A 15,660-nucleotide genomic window follows, 5' to 3' on the forward strand; every position below is an offset into this window, starting at 1 on the left:
TCCCCCAACGGTGTCTTTCTGATGGAAAGGCACCGTTTTTATTTGGTTATCATTGGTTAACTTAGCGGAAAAGGCAGACTTCACATGGCCGAGAAAAAAGGCTCAACCAGCGAAAAAACCTTGTATTGCTCTTTCTGCGGCAAGAGCCAACACGAGGTCAAGAAGCTGATCGCTGGCCCGTCGGTGTTTGTGTGCGACGAGTGCATCGAACTCTGCAACGAGATCATTCGCGACGAGTTGCCTGCGACGACCGAGAACAAGGACGGCCGCGGCGACCTGCCCACGCCCTCCGACATCAAGGCCAACCTGGACAACTACGTCATCGGGCAAGAGCCTGCCAAGCGCACGCTGGCGGTAGCGGTGTACAACCACTACAAGCGCCTCAAGCACAAGGAAAAAGCCAAGAAGGACGACGTGGAGCTGGCCAAGAGCAACATCTTGCTGATTGGCCCAACCGGTTCCGGCAAGACCTTGCTGGCGCAAACGCTGGCGCGCATGCTGGATGTGCCGTTTGTGATGGCCGATGCCACGACACTGACCGAAGCCGGCTATGTGGGCGAAGACGTCGAAAACATCGTCCTGAAGTTGCTGCAAAGCTGCAACTACGATGTGGACCGCGCCCAGCGCGGCATCGTCTATATCGACGAAATCGACAAAATTTCCCGAAAGTCTGATAACCCCTCCATCACGCGTGACGTGTCGGGTGAGGGCGTGCAGCAGGCCCTGCTGAAGCTGATTGAAGGCACCATGGCCAGCGTTCCTCCGCAAGGCGGGCGCAAGCACCCTAACCAAGACTTCGTGCAGATCGACACCACGAACATTTTGTTCATTTGCGGTGGCGCTTTCTCGGGTCTGGAAAAGGTCATCGAGAACCGCACAGAATCGTCCGGCATAGGCTTTGGCGCCGCTGTAAAGAGTAAGCAACAGCGCGCGCTGACCGAGGTGTTCAAGGAAGTGGAGCCTGAGGATCTGATCAAGTTTGGTCTGATTCCTGAGCTCGTAGGCCGCATGCCTGTGGTGGCAACCCTGGCCGAGCTGACGGAAGACGCTCTGGTGCAAATCCTGACCGAGCCCAAGAATGCGCTGGTCAAGCAGTACGCCAAGTTGCTGGCTATGGAAGGTGCAGAGCTGGAAATTCGTCCTGCCGCCCTCAAGGCCATTGCCAAGCGTGCCCTGATTCGCAAGACCGGCGCCCGAGGCCTGCGTTCCATTCTGGAGCAATCGCTGATTGACACCATGTACGAGTTGCCCAATGCGGTCAACGTTGAGAAGGTGGTGGTCGACGAGTCCACCATCGAAGAAAACAAGCCACCCTTGCTGGTTTATCGCGAATCGGCCAAAAAGGCCTGATTGCCACCCGTCCAATGACCAGATTTACATGGTTTTTGGGCAGGTTCACCGGAACTACTGTCACCATCTGCTGCCGATAATGGCAGTGAGCTTGAAATTCAGGCATCCCGGTCCATATTCAACAGGTAACAAAAAGGTTCCCCATGTCTGGCCACACACCCCTGCCTGCTACCCCCCTTGATTTGCCACTGTTGCCCTTGCGCGACGTGGTTGTTTTCCCCCACATGGTGATTCCACTGTTCGTGGGCCGCCCCAAGAGCATCAAGGCCCTGGAAGCCGCCATGGAGGCCGAGCGCCGCATCATGCTCGTGGCCCAGAAGGCCGCCGCCAAAGACGACCCGGTGGTGTCGGACATGTTCGATGTGGGCTGCGTGTCCACCATCCTGCAAATGCTCAAGCTGCCCGATGGCACCGTCAAGGTGCTGGTGGAAGGCCATCAGCGCGCGCGCGTCAACGAAATCGTGGAAGGCGAACAGCATTTCACAGCGAACGTCACGCCCATTGAAATCCCCGATGACACCAGCGACAAGGCGCGCAAGGTGGCCAGCGAAGTGGAAGCCCTGCGCCGTGCAGTCATGCAGCAGTTTGACCAGTACGTCAAACTGAACAAGAAGATTCCCCCTGAAATTCTGACCTCGATTTCCAGCATCGACGATGCAGGCCGTCTGGCCGACACCATCGCCGCGCACCTGCCCCTGAAGCTGGACAGCAAGCAAGCGGTGCTGAGCCTGCCGGAAGTCAAGGACCGTCTCGAAAACCTGTTTGAGCAGATCGAGCGCGAAGTCGACATCCTGAATGTGGACAAGAAGATCCGTGGCCGCGTGAAGCGCCAGATGGAAAAGAACCAGCGCGACTTCTATCTGAACGAGCAGGTCAAAGCCATCCAGAAAGAACTGGGTGAAGGCGAAGACGGCGCAGACATTGAAGAGATCGAGAAAAAGATCAAAGCCGCCAAGATGCCCAAGGAGGCATTGAAGAAGGCCGAGGCCGAGCTCAAGAAACTCAAGCTGATGTCGCCCATGTCGGCTGAAGCGACTGTGGTGCGCAACTACATTGAAGTGCTGACCGGTTTGCCGTGGACCACCAAGACCAAGATCAAACACAACTTGGTGAATGCCGAGAATGTACTGAACGAAGACCACTACGGCCTGGACAAGGTTAAAGACCGCATCCTGGAATATCTTGCAGTGCAGCAGCGCGTGGACAAGGTCAAGGCCCCCATCCTGTGTCTGGTGGGCCCTCCCGGGGTGGGTAAGACCTCACTGGGTCAGTCCATCGCCAAAGCCACTGGGCGCAAGTACGTGCGCATGGCCCTGGGCGGCATGCGTGACGAGGCTGAAATCCGTGGTCACCGCCGTACCTACATTGGCGCCATGCCCGGCAAGGTGCTGCAAAGCCTGTCCAAGGTCGGCACCCGCAACCCGCTGTTCCTGCTGGACGAAATCGACAAGCTGGGCACGGACTTCCGTGGCGACCCGAGTAGCGCACTGCTGGAGGTACTGGACCCGGAACAGAACCACAAGTTTGGCGACCATTACGTCGAAGTCGACTACGACCTGAGCGACGTGATGTTCGTGGCTACCAGCAATTCGATGAACATTCCACCGGCCCTGCTGGACCGCATGGAGGTGATTCGCCTGTCGGGTTACACCGAGGACGAAAAGACCAACATCGCCATCACCTACCTGCTACCCAAGCAGATGAAGAACAACGGCGTGAAGGCCACAGAGTTGTCCATCTCTGAAGGTGCAGTGCGCGACATCGTGCGCTACTACACCCGCGAAGCTGGCGTGCGTTCGCTGGAACGCGAGCTGTCCAAGATTTGCCGCAAGGTGGTCAAGGGTCTACTGCTGAAGAAGATGGAAGGCCAGGTGCAAGTGACCGTTGACAATCTGAACGACTTCCTAGGCGTGCGCAAGTACACCTATGGTCGTGCAGAAGAGCAAAACCAGGTCGGCCAAGTCGTTGGTTTGGCGTGGACCGAGGTGGGCGGCGACTTGCTGACCATCGAAGCGGCGCTGACCCCCGGCAAAGGCATCATCACCCGCACCGGTTCGCTGGGCGATGTGATGAAAGAGTCTGTGGAAGCCGCGCGCACCGTGGTGCGCAGCCGCTCACGCCGACTGGGCATCAAGGACGAGGTCTTTGAGAAGAAAGACATCCACATCCACGTGCCCGATGGCGCAACGCCCAAAGATGGTCCGAGTGCAGGTGCGGCTATGGCCACTGCCTTTGTGTCAGCACTCACAGGTATTCCTGTACGTGGTGACGTGGCCATGACCGGTGAAATTACTCTGCGTGGCGAGATCACGGAAATTGGCGGGCTGAAAGAGAAGCTGTTGGCGGCGCTGCGCGGCGGTATCAAAACGGTGTTGATCCCCGAACAAAATGCCAAGGACCTGCAGGACATTCCTGAGAACGTGAAGAACGGTCTCGAGATCGTTCCTGTGCGTTGGATCGACCAAGTGCTGGAGTTGGCGTTGGAGAGCCATCCCATTCCGCTGACGGATGAAGAAGCTCTGCCTGCGACCGCAGTGGCGGCCATTGCGCCTGCCGTGCAATTGGATGATTCGGTCAAACACTAAGTGCTGACACTTTTTGAGTTCGAGTGGACTTGGACTCAAAAAGTAGGCTATAATTTGAGGCTTGAAACGCGGGAATAGCTCAGTTGGTAGAGCGATACCTTGCCAAGGTATAGGTCGAGAGTTCGAACCTCTTTTCCCGCTCCAATTTCGTACTGGAGCATCGTTTCTAGTACAGTGTCAGTTCATGCGGGAATAGCTCAGTTGGTAGAGCGATACCTTGCCAAGGTATAGGTCGAGAGTTCGAACCTCTTTTCCCGCTCCAATTCAAAAAATGGAAGTCTTGACTTCCATTTTTTTATTCAAAGTGGCGCGGTAGCAAAGCGGTTATGCCCCGGATTGCAAATCCGGTTAGTCCGGTTCGACTCCGGACCGCGCCTCCAGATTTATCTGGCTTAAAACGCCTCGTCGACCTCGGTTGACGGGGCCTTTTTGTTTGACAATAGGCGCACGTGCCCGAGTGGTGAAATAGGTAGACACATCGGATTTAAAATCCGCCGCTTCGTGAATAACGGGCGTACCGGTTCGATTCCGGTCTCGGGCACCAATCAATCTACTCCTATGCCAAACTACAACGCCCCCTTCGAAATTCACGTGCACGGCCAAGTGCCGCTGCGAGATGATGTGACATTTGCGAATCTGCAGGACGCGTTGAAGCCCTTGTGGAAATATGCGGGTGCCAAGTCCTTGGCCGATGGGGCCAAGAGCAGCTACGAAGACGAACCCGGCATCCAGCTCGACGCGCACGACCACGTGCTGCAGATGTGCTGGACTGTGGCGGGTGACGAAGACTTCCGCCAGACGCTAGACGAGGTTTGCATGAACCTCAACGAACTGGCCAATGCGGGTGCGTCGATAGAGATCACTTTCTACGACACCGAGTTTGATGAGGAAGAAGGCCCCACCGGCTCGCAGTCCCGTGATGACTTTGTCGTGCTGTTTGTGGGGCCCAACCCCGCCGCCATCATGCAGGTGCAGCGCGACCTATTGGTGCAGGATGTCGTCAACATGATGGAGCGCCATTTCGACGGTGCGGAGTTGGGCGGTGTGGTGGCCGAAGTGGACAAGCTGTTCGCCCAGCGTTTTGACGATCTGGTGAACTCGCTGGAAATTGGCAAACCTCCACGTGGCTCCGGTGGCGGTTTAGGGGGCGGCCATGGTGGTGGCCGGAAACCGCGGCATCTGCACTAGAGGGCAAACCATGCTGTGCTCGGGCGCATCGGGCCTCTATACTGGTTCCAGCGCAACGAAGCGCCTGAATGACGCCCTCACGATCGTTGGTGAATCCGCGGACCTCCATGCTTAAAAAAATTGGCGTAGAACAGCTCACCGTTGGCATGCACCTCAAGGAGTTCTGTGGCTCCTGGATGGAGCACCCCTTCTGGCGTACCGGCTTCGTGATCACCGATCCGAAAGACATCAAGACCATTCTGGCCAGCAGCATCAAGGAAGTCTGGATTGACAGCAGCAGGGGCCTGGATGTTCCGGCTGGGCAATCCGCGATGACCGAAGCTGAATCGGAAGAGCAGGTGGAGGCCGAGCTGCGCCAAGCGGTGTCATCCCAGCGCGAGGTCGCGCCTGTCTCGGTGGATGTCGAGATTCAGCGGGCAGCAAAAATCTGCCACCAATCCAAACAAGCAGTGATTTCCATGTTCCAGGAAGCCCGGATGGGCAGGACCGTGGACGCCGGCGGCGCTATGCAAATGGTGGAGGAGATTACCGATTCGGTGACCCGTAACCCCGGCGCCCTGATTAGCCTGGCCCGACTCAAGACCGCGGACGATTACACCTACATGCACTCGGTGGCGGTGTGTGCCATGATGGTGGCACTGGCCAAGCAACTGGGCTTGGACGAAGCGCAAACCCGTTCTGCAGGCCTGGCGGGTCTGATGCATGACTTGGGCAAGGCGACCATGCCCATGGATGTACTCAATAAGCCAGGCAAGCTGACCGATGCCGAGTTTTCTATCATCAAGACCCACCCCGAAGAGGGCTACCGTCTGCTGCAGGGCGGTAAGGATGTGGACCCCATGGTGCTGGAGGTGTGCTTGCACCACCACGAAAAAACCGATGGCTCCGGCTACCCCAATGGGCTGAAAGGTGACGAGATCAGCCTGTTCGCCAAGATGGGGGCAGTGTGTGATGTGTACGACGCCATCACCTCGAACCGACCTTACAAAACCGGGTGGGACCCGGCTGAATCCTTGCGCAAGATGGCTGAATGGTCCAACGGCCACTTCGATGGCAAGGTGTTTCAGGCCTTTGTGAAGAGCCTGGGTATTTATCCCATCGGCTCGCTGGTGCAGCTGAGCTCGGGGCGCTTGGGTGTGGTGGTGGAGCAGACCACCAAGTCGCTCACCACGCCGTGTGTGAAAGTGTTTTTCTCGACCAAGTCGAATATGCGCATCGTGCCGGAGGTGGTCGATCTGTCCCGCCCCGGTGGCACCGAAAAAATTGCCAGCCGCGAAGACCCGGTCAAGTGGCGATTTGCAGATTTGAACGAGCTGTGGTCTGGTTTGCCGCAGGCGCCCTGGTAGCTTCGCAACCTGCGCTTACAGGAGAAATAGGCCTCTAGCCCCCGCAGATATTGCGCGAGCAGCTATCAAAAAAATAGCAAGTGTTTTTGGCACTTACTCTTTTTGCTTTTAGCAGCCGCGGGTAATCGGCATCTCGACTTCCTTGGGATTGAGCGCGTATTTGCCCAACTCCAGTTTGGCGATTGCGTTGCGGTGCACTTCGTCCGGGCCGTCAGCAAAGCGCAGCGTGCGTGCGCTGGTGTAGCTGTAGGCCAGCGGGAAGTCATCCGACATACCGCCGCCGCCATGCACCTGCATGGCCCAGTCGATGACCTGGCAGGCCATGCTGGGGGCTACGACCTTGATCATGGCGATCTCGTTTTTGGCGAACTTGTTGCCAGCAATATCCATCATCCATGCGGCTTTGAGCGTAAGCAGACGGGCCATGTCGATCTTGCAGCGGGCTTCGGCGATGCGCTCTTGTGTGACGGTTTGGGCGGCAATCGGTTTGCCGAACGCCACACGGCTGGATGCACGCTTGCACATCAGTTCCAGCGCACGCTCGGCCAATCCAATCAGGCGCATGCAGTGGTGGATGCGACCGGGGCCAAGGCGGCCTTGCGCAATTTCAAAACCACGGCCTTCACCCAACAGGATGTTGTCTACGGGCACGCGTACGTTCTCGAACAGCATTTCCATGTGGCCATGCGGCGCGTCGTCGTAGCCAAACACGGTGAGCGGGCGCACTACGGTGATGCCCTTGGTGTCCGCCGGCACCAGCACCATGCTTTGTTGCGAGTGGCGGGGGGCTTCTGGGTCGGTCTTGCCCATAGTGATGTAGACAGCGCAACGGGGGTCGCCCGCGCCGGAAATCCACCACTTGCGGCCATTGATCACGTATTCGTCGCCTTGGCGTTCGATGCGGGTGGCGATGTTGGTGGCGTCGCTGGAGGCCACATCGGGTTCGGTCATCGCGAAGGCCGAGCGGATCTTGCCTTCGAGCAGCGGCTTGAGCCAGCGGGCTTTGTTCTCGGCCGAGCCGTAGCGGGCAATGGTTTCCATGTTGCCGGTATCAGGGGCCGAGCAGTTGAACACTTCGCTGGACCACATCACGCGGCCCATGATTTCCGCCAGCGGCGCGTATTCCTGGTTGGTCAGACCGGCGCCGTGGTAGCCGGAAGCTTCGGCACTGTCCACCGGCAAAAACAGATTCCACAGACCCGCGGCCTGGGCCTTGGGCTTGAGGTTTTCAATCGTTTGCAGCGGAGTCCAGCGCTTGCCGGCCGCGGTGTTGGCGGTGATCTCTTCGTGGTAGGCCGCCTCATTGGGGTAGATGTGCTCGTCCATGAACTTGAGCAGACGGGCTTGCAAGTCTTTGGTCTTGGGGGAGTAGTCAAAATCCATGGGGTCTCCGGTGGGATTGCGGGCAGTAAAGCGTGTTGGGGGGCGTAAATGGAATCAGGCCTGGCGGGCAAACTTCCAGGCCATCTGGGCCAGGGGGCGTGCACCTGCTGCCGAGTTGACCGCCTGGGCGCTGGAGGCGGTACCGGCTTCCACGCGTTTGGCGATGCCCTGCAAGATGGCCGCGATGCGGAACATGTTGTAGGCCATGTAGAAGTTCCAGTCCGTCTTGAGCTGTGCGGGTTCGGCCAGGCCGGTGCGGTCGCAGTACATGCGGATGTAGTCGTCCTCAAAGGGAATGCCCAGTGCTGCAAAGTCCAGCCCGCCAATGCCGCGGAAGGCGCCCGGCGGAATGTGCCAGGCCATGCAGTGGTAGCTGAAGTCCGCCAGCGGGTGGCCCAGCGTGGACAGTTCCCAATCCAGTACGGCGCGCACCTTGGCCTCGCTGCTGTCAAACATCAGGTTGTCCAGCCGGTAGTCGCCGTGCACGATGCTGACCATGCTGTCGTCGCGCGCCATCGCCGGGATGTTCTTGGGCAGCCACTCCATCAGCTGGTCCATCTCGGGGATGGGTTGGGTGATGGAGGCGACGTACTGTTTGCTCCAGCGTCCAATCTGACGCTCAAAATAGTTGCCGGGCTTGCCGTAGCCAGCCAAGCCGCGCTCGGCAAACTTCACGGTGTGCAGGGCCGAGATTACGCGGTTCATCTCGTTGTAGATGGCGCCGCGCTCTTGGGTACTCATGCCCGGCAGGGACTGGTCCCACAGCACACGGCCCTGCATGAATTCCATGACATAAAAGGCGCGTCCGATGATGGATTCGTCTTCGCACAGGCAGTGCATTTGGGGCACCGGCACGTCAGTGCCGTGCAGGCCCTGCATGACTGCAAACTCGCGCTCCACCGCATGGGCGGAGGGCAGCAGCTTGGCCACGGGGCCGGGCTTGGCGCGCATCACATAGCTTTTGCCGGGCGTGTTGAGTTTGTAGGTGGGGTTGGACTGACCGCCCTTGAACATCTCCACCTGTAGCGGGCCGGCATAGCCGGGCAGGTGGCCTTGCAGCCAGGCGTCCAGCGCGGCGAGGTCAAACGCGTGCTGGCCCGAGACGGAACGGGTGCCTACAAAATGGTCGAAGTCGCTCATGCAGTGGTGGGGAGTGAAAGGGGCAAAAAAATAATCAGACATCGGCGTCAATGATGTGCATCAGCGCTGCGCGGTCGCGTATCACCAAACCACCCGGCTCGATGCGGATCACATCCTCGCGCTCCATGGCTTTGAGTTCCTGGTTGACACGCTGGCGCGACGCACCCAGTAGCTGTGCCAGTTCTTCTTGCGCCAGTTGCAGGCCAATGCGCACCTCGCTGCCATCGCTGAGCGAGGGCACGCCGTAGCTGCGCACCAGGTGCAACAACTGCTTGGCCAGTCGCGCACGCAGGGGCAGGGTGTTGAGGTCTTCCACCAAGCCGTAGAGCTGACGAATGCGCCGCGCATGCAGGCGCAGCATGGCTTCGTACAGCTCCACATGGTTGGCCAGAATTTTGCGGAAGTCGGCCTTGGCCACGCAGAGGATGGTGGTGTCCCCGTGTGCATAGGCATCGTGGGTGCGACGGTCTCCGTCGAAGATGGCCACGTCGCCAAACCAGATGCCCGGCTCCACATAGGTCAGCGTGATCTGCTTGCCCGAGATGGAGGTGGAGCTCACACGCACTGCTCCTTTGGCGCAGGCAATCCATTCCTCGGGCGGTTCGCCGCGCGCTGCAATCAGCTCGCCGTCTTTGTAACGTTTGACGTAGGCGCATCGAAGAATGTCGTGTTTGAGGGAAGGTGATAGGGATGAAAACCAGCGTCCTGCGTTGATCGCAGTGCGTTCATCAATGGTAAGAATGGGTTCGTCCATGGCCTGTCTTTTGTGTGACTTGCGGAAGGGAAATAGCGCTCACATTGTCACCCCCGGGACCGCGCCAGGACCCGGGGGTTGTCACCAGTGCGTCTGGTGCGGGATCTACTCTTCTTCGTGCAGCAGGCTCAGGCCAATGGCGCCGCGGCGGCGCAGCCACGGGCTGGGGCGGTAGCGCGTGTCGCCGTACACGGTCTGCATGTTGAACAGCACTTCCAGCACATTGGTGGGGCCGCACAGATTACCCAGTGCCAACGGGCCCATGGGGTAGCCCAGCCCCAGCGTGACCGCAGTCTCCAGATCTTTCGGGCTGCAAATGCCTTGCTGGCACATGTCGGTGGCGATGTTGACGATGTTGGCCACGACACGCTGGGTGACAAAGCCGCCGCTGTCGCGCACCACGCTCACGGCCTTGCCATCGCGTGCAAATAGCGCGTGGGCCGCGTCGCGCATGTCGGTGCGCGTAGCAGGGTTGGTGGCGAGCACGCGGCGTTTGGTGGTCGCGTCATCCAGCAGCATGTCGATGCCCACGGTGCGGGCCGGGTCCAGCCGCTCCACCACGGCCACGGTGGTGATGTCGAAGCCCAGGGGGGCGACCAGCGTCAGCGCGATAGGTGAGGGCGATTGCCCAGTCTCGATCTTTGCACCCAGGTTCTTCAACAGCATCAGCAGTTCCATGCGCCGTGATGCGCGGGGCGACAGCCACACAGGGGGCATCTCGACCACCACGGGCACGGGTGGTTCTACGGGCTGTACGGCCTTGCCATCGGCGTAGGGGTAAAATCCTTCCCCCACCTTGCGGCCAGTCAGTCCACCGGCCAGGCGCTGCGCGGTGATCACGCTGGGGCGGTAGCGCGGCTCCTCGTAGTACTGGTGGTAGATCGATTCCATCACCGGGTGCGACACGTCCAGCCCGGTCAGGTCCATGAGCTCAAAGGGGCCGAGTTTGAAGCCCAGCTGGTCGCGCAAGATGCGGTCTATGGTGGCAAAGTCCGCCACGCCTTCGGAGGCAATGCGCAGTGCTTCGGTGCCGTAGCCCCGCCCCGCGTGGTTGACGATGAAGCCGGGCGTATCTTGCGCCAGCACGGGCGTGTGGCCCAGGTCTTTGGCGTATTGCTGCAACGACTGCACCACTAACGGTGCCGTCCTGATGCCCGGAATGACCTCCACCAATTTCATCAGTGGAACCGGGTTGAAGAAGTGAAAGCCGGCCAGTTGCGCCGGCCGCTGCAGACCCGCCGCCAGTGCGGTGATGGACAGGGATGAGGTATTGCTGGCTAGCACGGTGGATGGGGCAGTACAGCCTTCCAGTGCATGCAGCAGCTCGGTTTTCACATCCAGGCGCTCGACCACAGCCTCCACCACCAACTGGCAGTGCGCCAAGTCTTGCAGCTGGGTGGCTACTTGAATGCGCGCGGTGAAGGTGTCGACGTCCTCGGGCTGGATACGCTGCTTGGTGGCCAGGCTTTGCCATTGCGTGTGCAATTGCTGCCTGGCTACGTGGGCGGCTTCGGGGTTCAGGTCAAACAGCAGCACGCTGCTGCCAGCCTGCGCCGCAATTTGCGCGATGCCGCGCCCCATGGCGCCTACGCCAACGATGCCGATATGAAGAAAATGTGGGTTCATGGGCCAATTATCTGGCTGCGAGCGCGAGGAAACAGCCCCTGTTGTCGCCCAAACGATAGCTTTAGCCTCCAATGGGATATGCGAGAATTGTTCTTATCAATGAAGCCGGTCTTTAAAGTAAAAACAAGCGTTGCGGGGGTGGTGCTGCTATGCGCCGCAATGGGTAGCAGCGCCTTGACGCTGGGCCGTGCGCGCGGGGCTGCCATCCTCGGCCAGCCGCTGGAACTCACGGTGCCCGTGCAGTTTGCGGCGGATGAGGACAGTGCTGGTTTGTGCTTTGAGGCCGATGTCTACTACGGTGAAAACCGGCAAGAATCCAGCCGCGTGACGGTGACGGCTGACACGCCCGGCAGCGGGCAGCCGGTGGTGGTGCGCATTGCCTCACGCCTGCCCGTGGATGAACCCGTGGTGACGTTGTATGTGCGGTCCGTCTGTGGCGTAAAAGCCTCCCGAAAATACGTGTTGCTGGCCGACCTGGTGTCGGAGCTGGCGCCCCCTGTAGCTATGGCCACGCCGGTACGGCCCAGTGTGCCTGCTGCTGTGCCGCCCGTAGCGGCCGTTGTGCCCGAAGCCAAACCCGCAAATGCGGGTGGTGGTTCCAAATCTGGCAAGGCGACCCCTGCGCCCCACGTGACCACCGAGTCCGCCAAAGTTGGCAAACCCGCCGCTTCTGTTGCGGTGCCGGCCCCCAAGTTGTCCGGCAGCGCCCGCGCCCGCCTGAAGCTGGCCCCGCTGGACCTGTCGCAAGACTGGGACCCGAACCTCAAATCATCCCCAGACCTGATCAGCGCACCCACCGAAGATGCCGACAAGCGCATGGCCGCCGCTGCACTGTGGCGATCGCTGAACCTGACACCTGAAGAGGTGATGCACGACGCTGCCCGGCTGCATGGGCTGGAACAGAACGTGCAAAAGCTCAGCGACCTGACGGCGCAAAACCAGCGCCAGATGCAAACGCTGCTGGCACGGCTGGAAAAAGCCGACGCACAAAAATACGCCAATCCCCTGGTCTATGGCCTGGTCGTGGCGCTGCTGGCATTGGCAGGGCTGCTGCTGTGGGGCTGGCACCGTTGGCGCAATGCCGATGCGGGCGCCCCCTGGTGGCGTGGTGATGCTGCTGAGCAGGAGGACCCCGCTTCTGTCCATGAGTCGGCCGCGGTCAGTGTGAATACCGGGGCCCTGCCTGCGACCCAGCAAGAGCCACACAAGCGGCCCGAATTGCGCACCCAGCCACGGGCGCCTGTGGTGCAGGCACTGGCCTCGGTCGACATTGATTTGCACCTGGACGACATGTTGCCGTCCGCCGTCGCCCCGATAAGCCGGTCTGGCCCCATGTCGCGCCTACCGGCCAGCGACAGAACCCCTTCGCGGATGACGGGCCTGCGCGATTTCCATTCCAGCATGTCGGGCAGCTTGCGCTCCATCAACACCCAGGAGGTGTTGGATGTGCGCCAGCAGGCCGAGTTCTTCATGACGTTGGGCCAGTATGACGACGCGATTGCCCTGCTGGAAAACAGCATCCACGACAGCGCCGAGTCCAACCCGCTGGTCTACCTGGACCTGCTGAAGGCACTGCACACGCTGAGCCGCAAAGAGGCATTTGACCGCTACCGGGACGAATTCAACGCTTTGTTCACCGGTCAGGTGCCGGTCTACGCCCAATTCAGCCAGCCTGGCCGGGGCCTGGACGCTTATCCCGAGCTGTGTGGCCACATCGCATCGCTGTGGCCCAGCAAGGCGGCGCTGGAGTTCATTGAGAAATGCATGGTGCGCGAGGCGAATGCCGCCGCCGTAGTCAATTTCGACCTCGAGGCTTTCCGCGAACTGCTGCTGTTGCATGCGGTGCTTACGCGCTTGTCGGAGGTGTCTGAGAGCGCCATGATGCCGTTCAGCGCGGCCAAAGCCGCCGTGACAGAGGCCTCTGAAACCGATGCGGCCCCGGTGGCAGCGGCGCCCATGGAGGTGGACTTTGAGATATCCGACCTCGAAACGCCAGCGCCACACAACCTGATCGAGTTTGAGGCGCCGGATGTGTCGGTGACACCGCCTCCCGACACGCGCCCTTGAAGCAAGCGCAGGTGCCGTGGTGCCACGCTTTAGCGGCGCACTTGCAGGGCGCCGGGGTTGATGATGTTGGAGGGCGTGCCCTTGATGAAGTTGACTACGTTGTCAAACGCTGCACCAAAGTACATCTCGTAGCTGTCCTGCTCCACATAGCCGATGTGCGGGGTGCAGATGCAGTTTTCCAGGCGCAACAGGGCGTGGCCCTGCAAAATCGGCTCGGTCTCGAACACGTCAATCGCTGCCATGCCCGGGCGCCCACGGTTCAGGCCTCCAATCAGCGCATCGGTCTCAATGAGCTCGGCCCGCGAGGTGTTGACCAGCAAAGAGGTGCTTTTCATGCAGGCCAAATCGGCCGCAGTGACCAAACCTCGTGTGCTGTCGCTCAGGCGCAGGTGCAGGGTGAGTACATCGCTCTCTGAGAAGAACGTCTGTCGGTCGGCCGCGGCGGCATAGCCGTCCTGGGAGGCCTTTTCGCGCGATGCTTCGCTGCCCCAGACCAGTACCTGCATGCCAAAGGCCTTGCCATAGCCGGCAATGAGTTGGCCAATGCGGCCATAGCCCCAGATGCCCAGAGTTTTGCCTTTGAGCACATTGCCCAGGCCAAAGTTGGCGGGCATGGAGCCGGCCTTCAAGCCGGACTGCTGCCAGGCGCCGTGCTTGAGATTACCGATGTAATGGGGCAGCCTGCGCATGGCGGCCAACACCAAGGCCCAGGTCAGCTCGGCAGGAGCGATGGGCGAGCCCACGCCTTCGGCCACCGCAATGCCACGCTCAGTGCAGGCTTGTACGTCGATATGGGAGCCGGCACGCCCGGTCTGGGCGATCAGCTTCAGTTTGGGGAGCTTTTCGATCAGGGAGCGCGTGATTTGGGTACGCTCCCGGATCAGCACGATCACATCAGCATCTTTGAGCCGGATCGACAGCTGGCCTATGCCCTTGACGGTGTTGGTATATACCTTGGCGGGGTAGGCCTCTAATTTTGCCGAGCATTGGAGTTTGCGTACGGCATCCTGATAGTCATCCAGAATCACAATGTTCATGCGCCCCATTGTGCCTCGTCGGCAGGGGCGTTTTGCGCAGCGTCCCTGCCTGAAATCGTGGTGCGGTATTCAGGCGGCTTCGCAGGCGGCCAGGCGGTCCAGTTCGGCGCACACATCGGCCATGCGGCCCGAGATCACCATGCGGCCTACATCGGAGCGGGGCTGCCCGCTTTCCATGACGCGAACCACGCGCAAAGGCTTGGGTTGGTGCACATTTATGCCTCTAGCCCCCGTGGAACCTGCGCGAGGCACTACAAAATTAGGAGCAACGCGGCGCTCGGCTGGCCGTGGTGCGGCGTAGCTGGGTAACTGGCGCGAGGGGGCGGGCAGCAACCAGGCCAGGAGGTGGCGCAGGGGGGCCAGAAAGTCGGGTTTCATCACGATGGCGGTGTTCATGGTGGGTGCTTTCTGTCTGCGTTACATCAACATGGTGTTACGAATCAGCCCGACGGCTAGGCCTTCGATCTCGAACGGCTCCCCGGGCTCAACCACGATGGTTTGGTAATCGGGGTTTTCGGGGTGCAACTCGATCAGGTGCTTGTTACGGCGAAAGCGCTTGACCGTGACTTCTTCACCCAGACGGGCCACCACGATCTGGCCATTCTTGGCATCTTTGGTGGCTTGCACGGCCAGCAGGTCGCCGTCCATGATGCCGGCGTCGCGCATGGACATGCCACGTACTTTGAGCAGGTAGTCGGGTTGGCGCTGGAACAGGCTGTTTTCCACGTAGTAGGTTCGGTCTACATGCTCTTGCGCCAGGATGGGCGAGCCCGCGGCTACACGGCCAATCAGGGGCAAGGCCAGCTGGGCCAAGCCGGGCAGGGGCAGGGCGAATTGCTTCATCCGCGACTCTTGCATGGAGCGCAGCACATCGCCCTTGAGGCGGATGCCGCGGGAGGTGCCACTGACCAGTTCGATCACACCCTTGCGGGCCAGTGCCTGCAAATGCTCTTCGGCCGCGTTGGCAGACTTGAAGCCCAGCTCGGTGGCGATTTCCGCCCGGGTAGGGGGGGCGCCGGTGCGCGCAATGGCGCCCTGGATCAGATCCAGAATTTGCTGTTGGCGGGCGGTGAGTTTGGGACTTTCAAGCATACTGACTCCTTCATGTTGGGTCGGTGCTGGCTGTGTGTCTGTACACACTGTTTTCTCATCCAGTAACTGTATTTTTAACCAGTTTTTTGATA

At 60.1% G+C, this 15,660-nt stretch carries 12 protein-coding genes and 4 tRNA genes; 9 read left to right on the top strand and 7 right to left on the bottom strand.

What is annotated here, in order from left to right; all coding sequences use genetic code 11:
* The first annotated feature begins 84 nt into the window (after positions 1-84).
* The 8 genes from clpX (at position 85) to AC1DZ5_RS06875 (ending at position 6,469) form a co-directional block, all read left to right on the top strand.
* The gene (gene clpX / locus AC1DZ5_RS06840; protein ID WP_310338598.1) at positions 85-1,350 is read left to right on the top strand and encodes an ATP-dependent Clp protease ATP-binding subunit ClpX; all 1,266 of its coding nucleotides are present in this window, start codon (positions 85-87) and stop codon (positions 1,348-1,350) included.
* Between the two features lie 143 nt (positions 1,351-1,493).
* Positions 1,494-3,935 (top strand): endopeptidase La, encoded by a 2,442-nt coding sequence (gene lon / locus AC1DZ5_RS06845; protein WP_477887407.1) that lies wholly within the window; start codon positions 1,494-1,496, stop codon positions 3,933-3,935.
* Positions 3,936-4,003: 68 nt separating this feature from the next.
* A tRNA-Gly gene (locus AC1DZ5_RS06850) sits at positions 4,004-4,079 on the top strand.
* Positions 4,080-4,121: 42 nt separating this feature from the next.
* Positions 4,122-4,197, top strand: a tRNA-Gly gene (locus AC1DZ5_RS06855).
* Between the two features lie 44 nt (positions 4,198-4,241).
* Positions 4,242-4,315: transfer RNA gene (locus tag AC1DZ5_RS06860), tRNA-Cys, on the top strand.
* Between the two features lie 71 nt (positions 4,316-4,386).
* Positions 4,387-4,479 (top strand) — tRNA-Leu (locus tag AC1DZ5_RS06865).
* Positions 4,480-4,493: 14 nt separating this feature from the next.
* Complete coding sequence (locus tag AC1DZ5_RS06870; protein WP_477887409.1) at positions 4,494-5,123, top strand: DUF6806 family protein; 630 nt, start codon at positions 4,494-4,496, stop codon at positions 5,121-5,123.
* Positions 5,124-5,230: 107 nt separating this feature from the next.
* Entirely contained in the window at positions 5,231-6,469 is a 1,239-nt protein-coding gene (locus AC1DZ5_RS06875; RefSeq protein ID WP_477887411.1) for an HD-GYP domain-containing protein, read from the top strand.
* Positions 6,470-6,577: 108 nt separating this feature from the next.
* On the opposite strand, the gene AC1DZ5_RS06880 is transcribed toward AC1DZ5_RS06875, so the two are convergent.
* The 4 genes from AC1DZ5_RS06880 to AC1DZ5_RS06895 all read right to left on the bottom strand — a co-directional run bounded on the left by AC1DZ5_RS06880 (position 6,578) and on the right by AC1DZ5_RS06895 (position 11,372).
* Positions 6,578-7,852: an acyl-CoA dehydrogenase family protein gene (locus AC1DZ5_RS06880; protein WP_477887413.1), complete on the bottom strand. Its 1,275-nt coding sequence runs from the start codon at positions 7,850-7,852 to the stop codon at positions 6,578-6,580.
* 54 nt (positions 7,853-7,906) lie between these two features.
* The gene (locus AC1DZ5_RS06885) at positions 7,907-8,992 is read right to left on the bottom strand and encodes a phosphotransferase (protein WP_477887415.1); all 1,086 of its coding nucleotides are present in this window, start codon (positions 8,990-8,992) and stop codon (positions 7,907-7,909) included.
* Positions 8,993-9,026: 34 nt separating this feature from the next.
* Positions 9,027-9,746, bottom strand: a complete 720-nt coding sequence (locus tag AC1DZ5_RS06890) for a Crp/Fnr family transcriptional regulator (RefSeq protein WP_477887417.1) — start codon at positions 9,744-9,746, stop codon at positions 9,027-9,029.
* A gap of 105 nt (positions 9,747-9,851) precedes the next feature.
* The gene (locus AC1DZ5_RS06895) at positions 9,852-11,372 is read right to left on the bottom strand and encodes a 3-hydroxyacyl-CoA dehydrogenase (RefSeq protein ID WP_477887419.1); all 1,521 of its coding nucleotides are present in this window, start codon (positions 11,370-11,372) and stop codon (positions 9,852-9,854) included.
* Positions 11,373-11,531: 159 nt separating this feature from the next.
* Here AC1DZ5_RS06895 and AC1DZ5_RS06900 point away from each other — a divergent pair, with 159 nt between their 5' ends.
* Positions 11,532-13,439: a type IV pilus assembly protein FimV gene (locus tag AC1DZ5_RS06900; protein ID WP_477887421.1), complete on the top strand. Its 1,908-nt coding sequence runs from the start codon at positions 11,532-11,534 to the stop codon at positions 13,437-13,439.
* A gap of 29 nt (positions 13,440-13,468) precedes the next feature.
* Here AC1DZ5_RS06900 and AC1DZ5_RS06905 read toward each other — a convergent pair whose 3' ends face one another.
* The 3 genes from AC1DZ5_RS06905 to lexA all read right to left on the bottom strand — a co-directional run bounded on the left by AC1DZ5_RS06905 (position 13,469) and on the right by lexA (position 15,568).
* Complete coding sequence (locus AC1DZ5_RS06905; RefSeq protein ID WP_477887423.1) at positions 13,469-14,476, bottom strand: D-2-hydroxyacid dehydrogenase family protein; 1,008 nt, start codon at positions 14,474-14,476, stop codon at positions 13,469-13,471.
* A 69-nt stretch (positions 14,477-14,545) separates the two neighbouring features.
* Entirely contained in the window at positions 14,546-14,872 is a 327-nt protein-coding gene (locus AC1DZ5_RS06910; RefSeq protein ID WP_477887425.1) for a hypothetical protein, read from the bottom strand.
* 21 nt (positions 14,873-14,893) lie between these two features.
* A complete protein-coding gene (gene lexA, locus AC1DZ5_RS06915; protein WP_310338623.1) occupies positions 14,894-15,568 on the bottom strand; it encodes a transcriptional repressor LexA in 675 nt (224 codons plus the stop codon).
* Between the last annotated feature and the right edge of the window lie 92 nt (positions 15,569-15,660).

It is taken from the genome of Rhodoferax sp. P1_F3, from assembly GCF_056405715.1.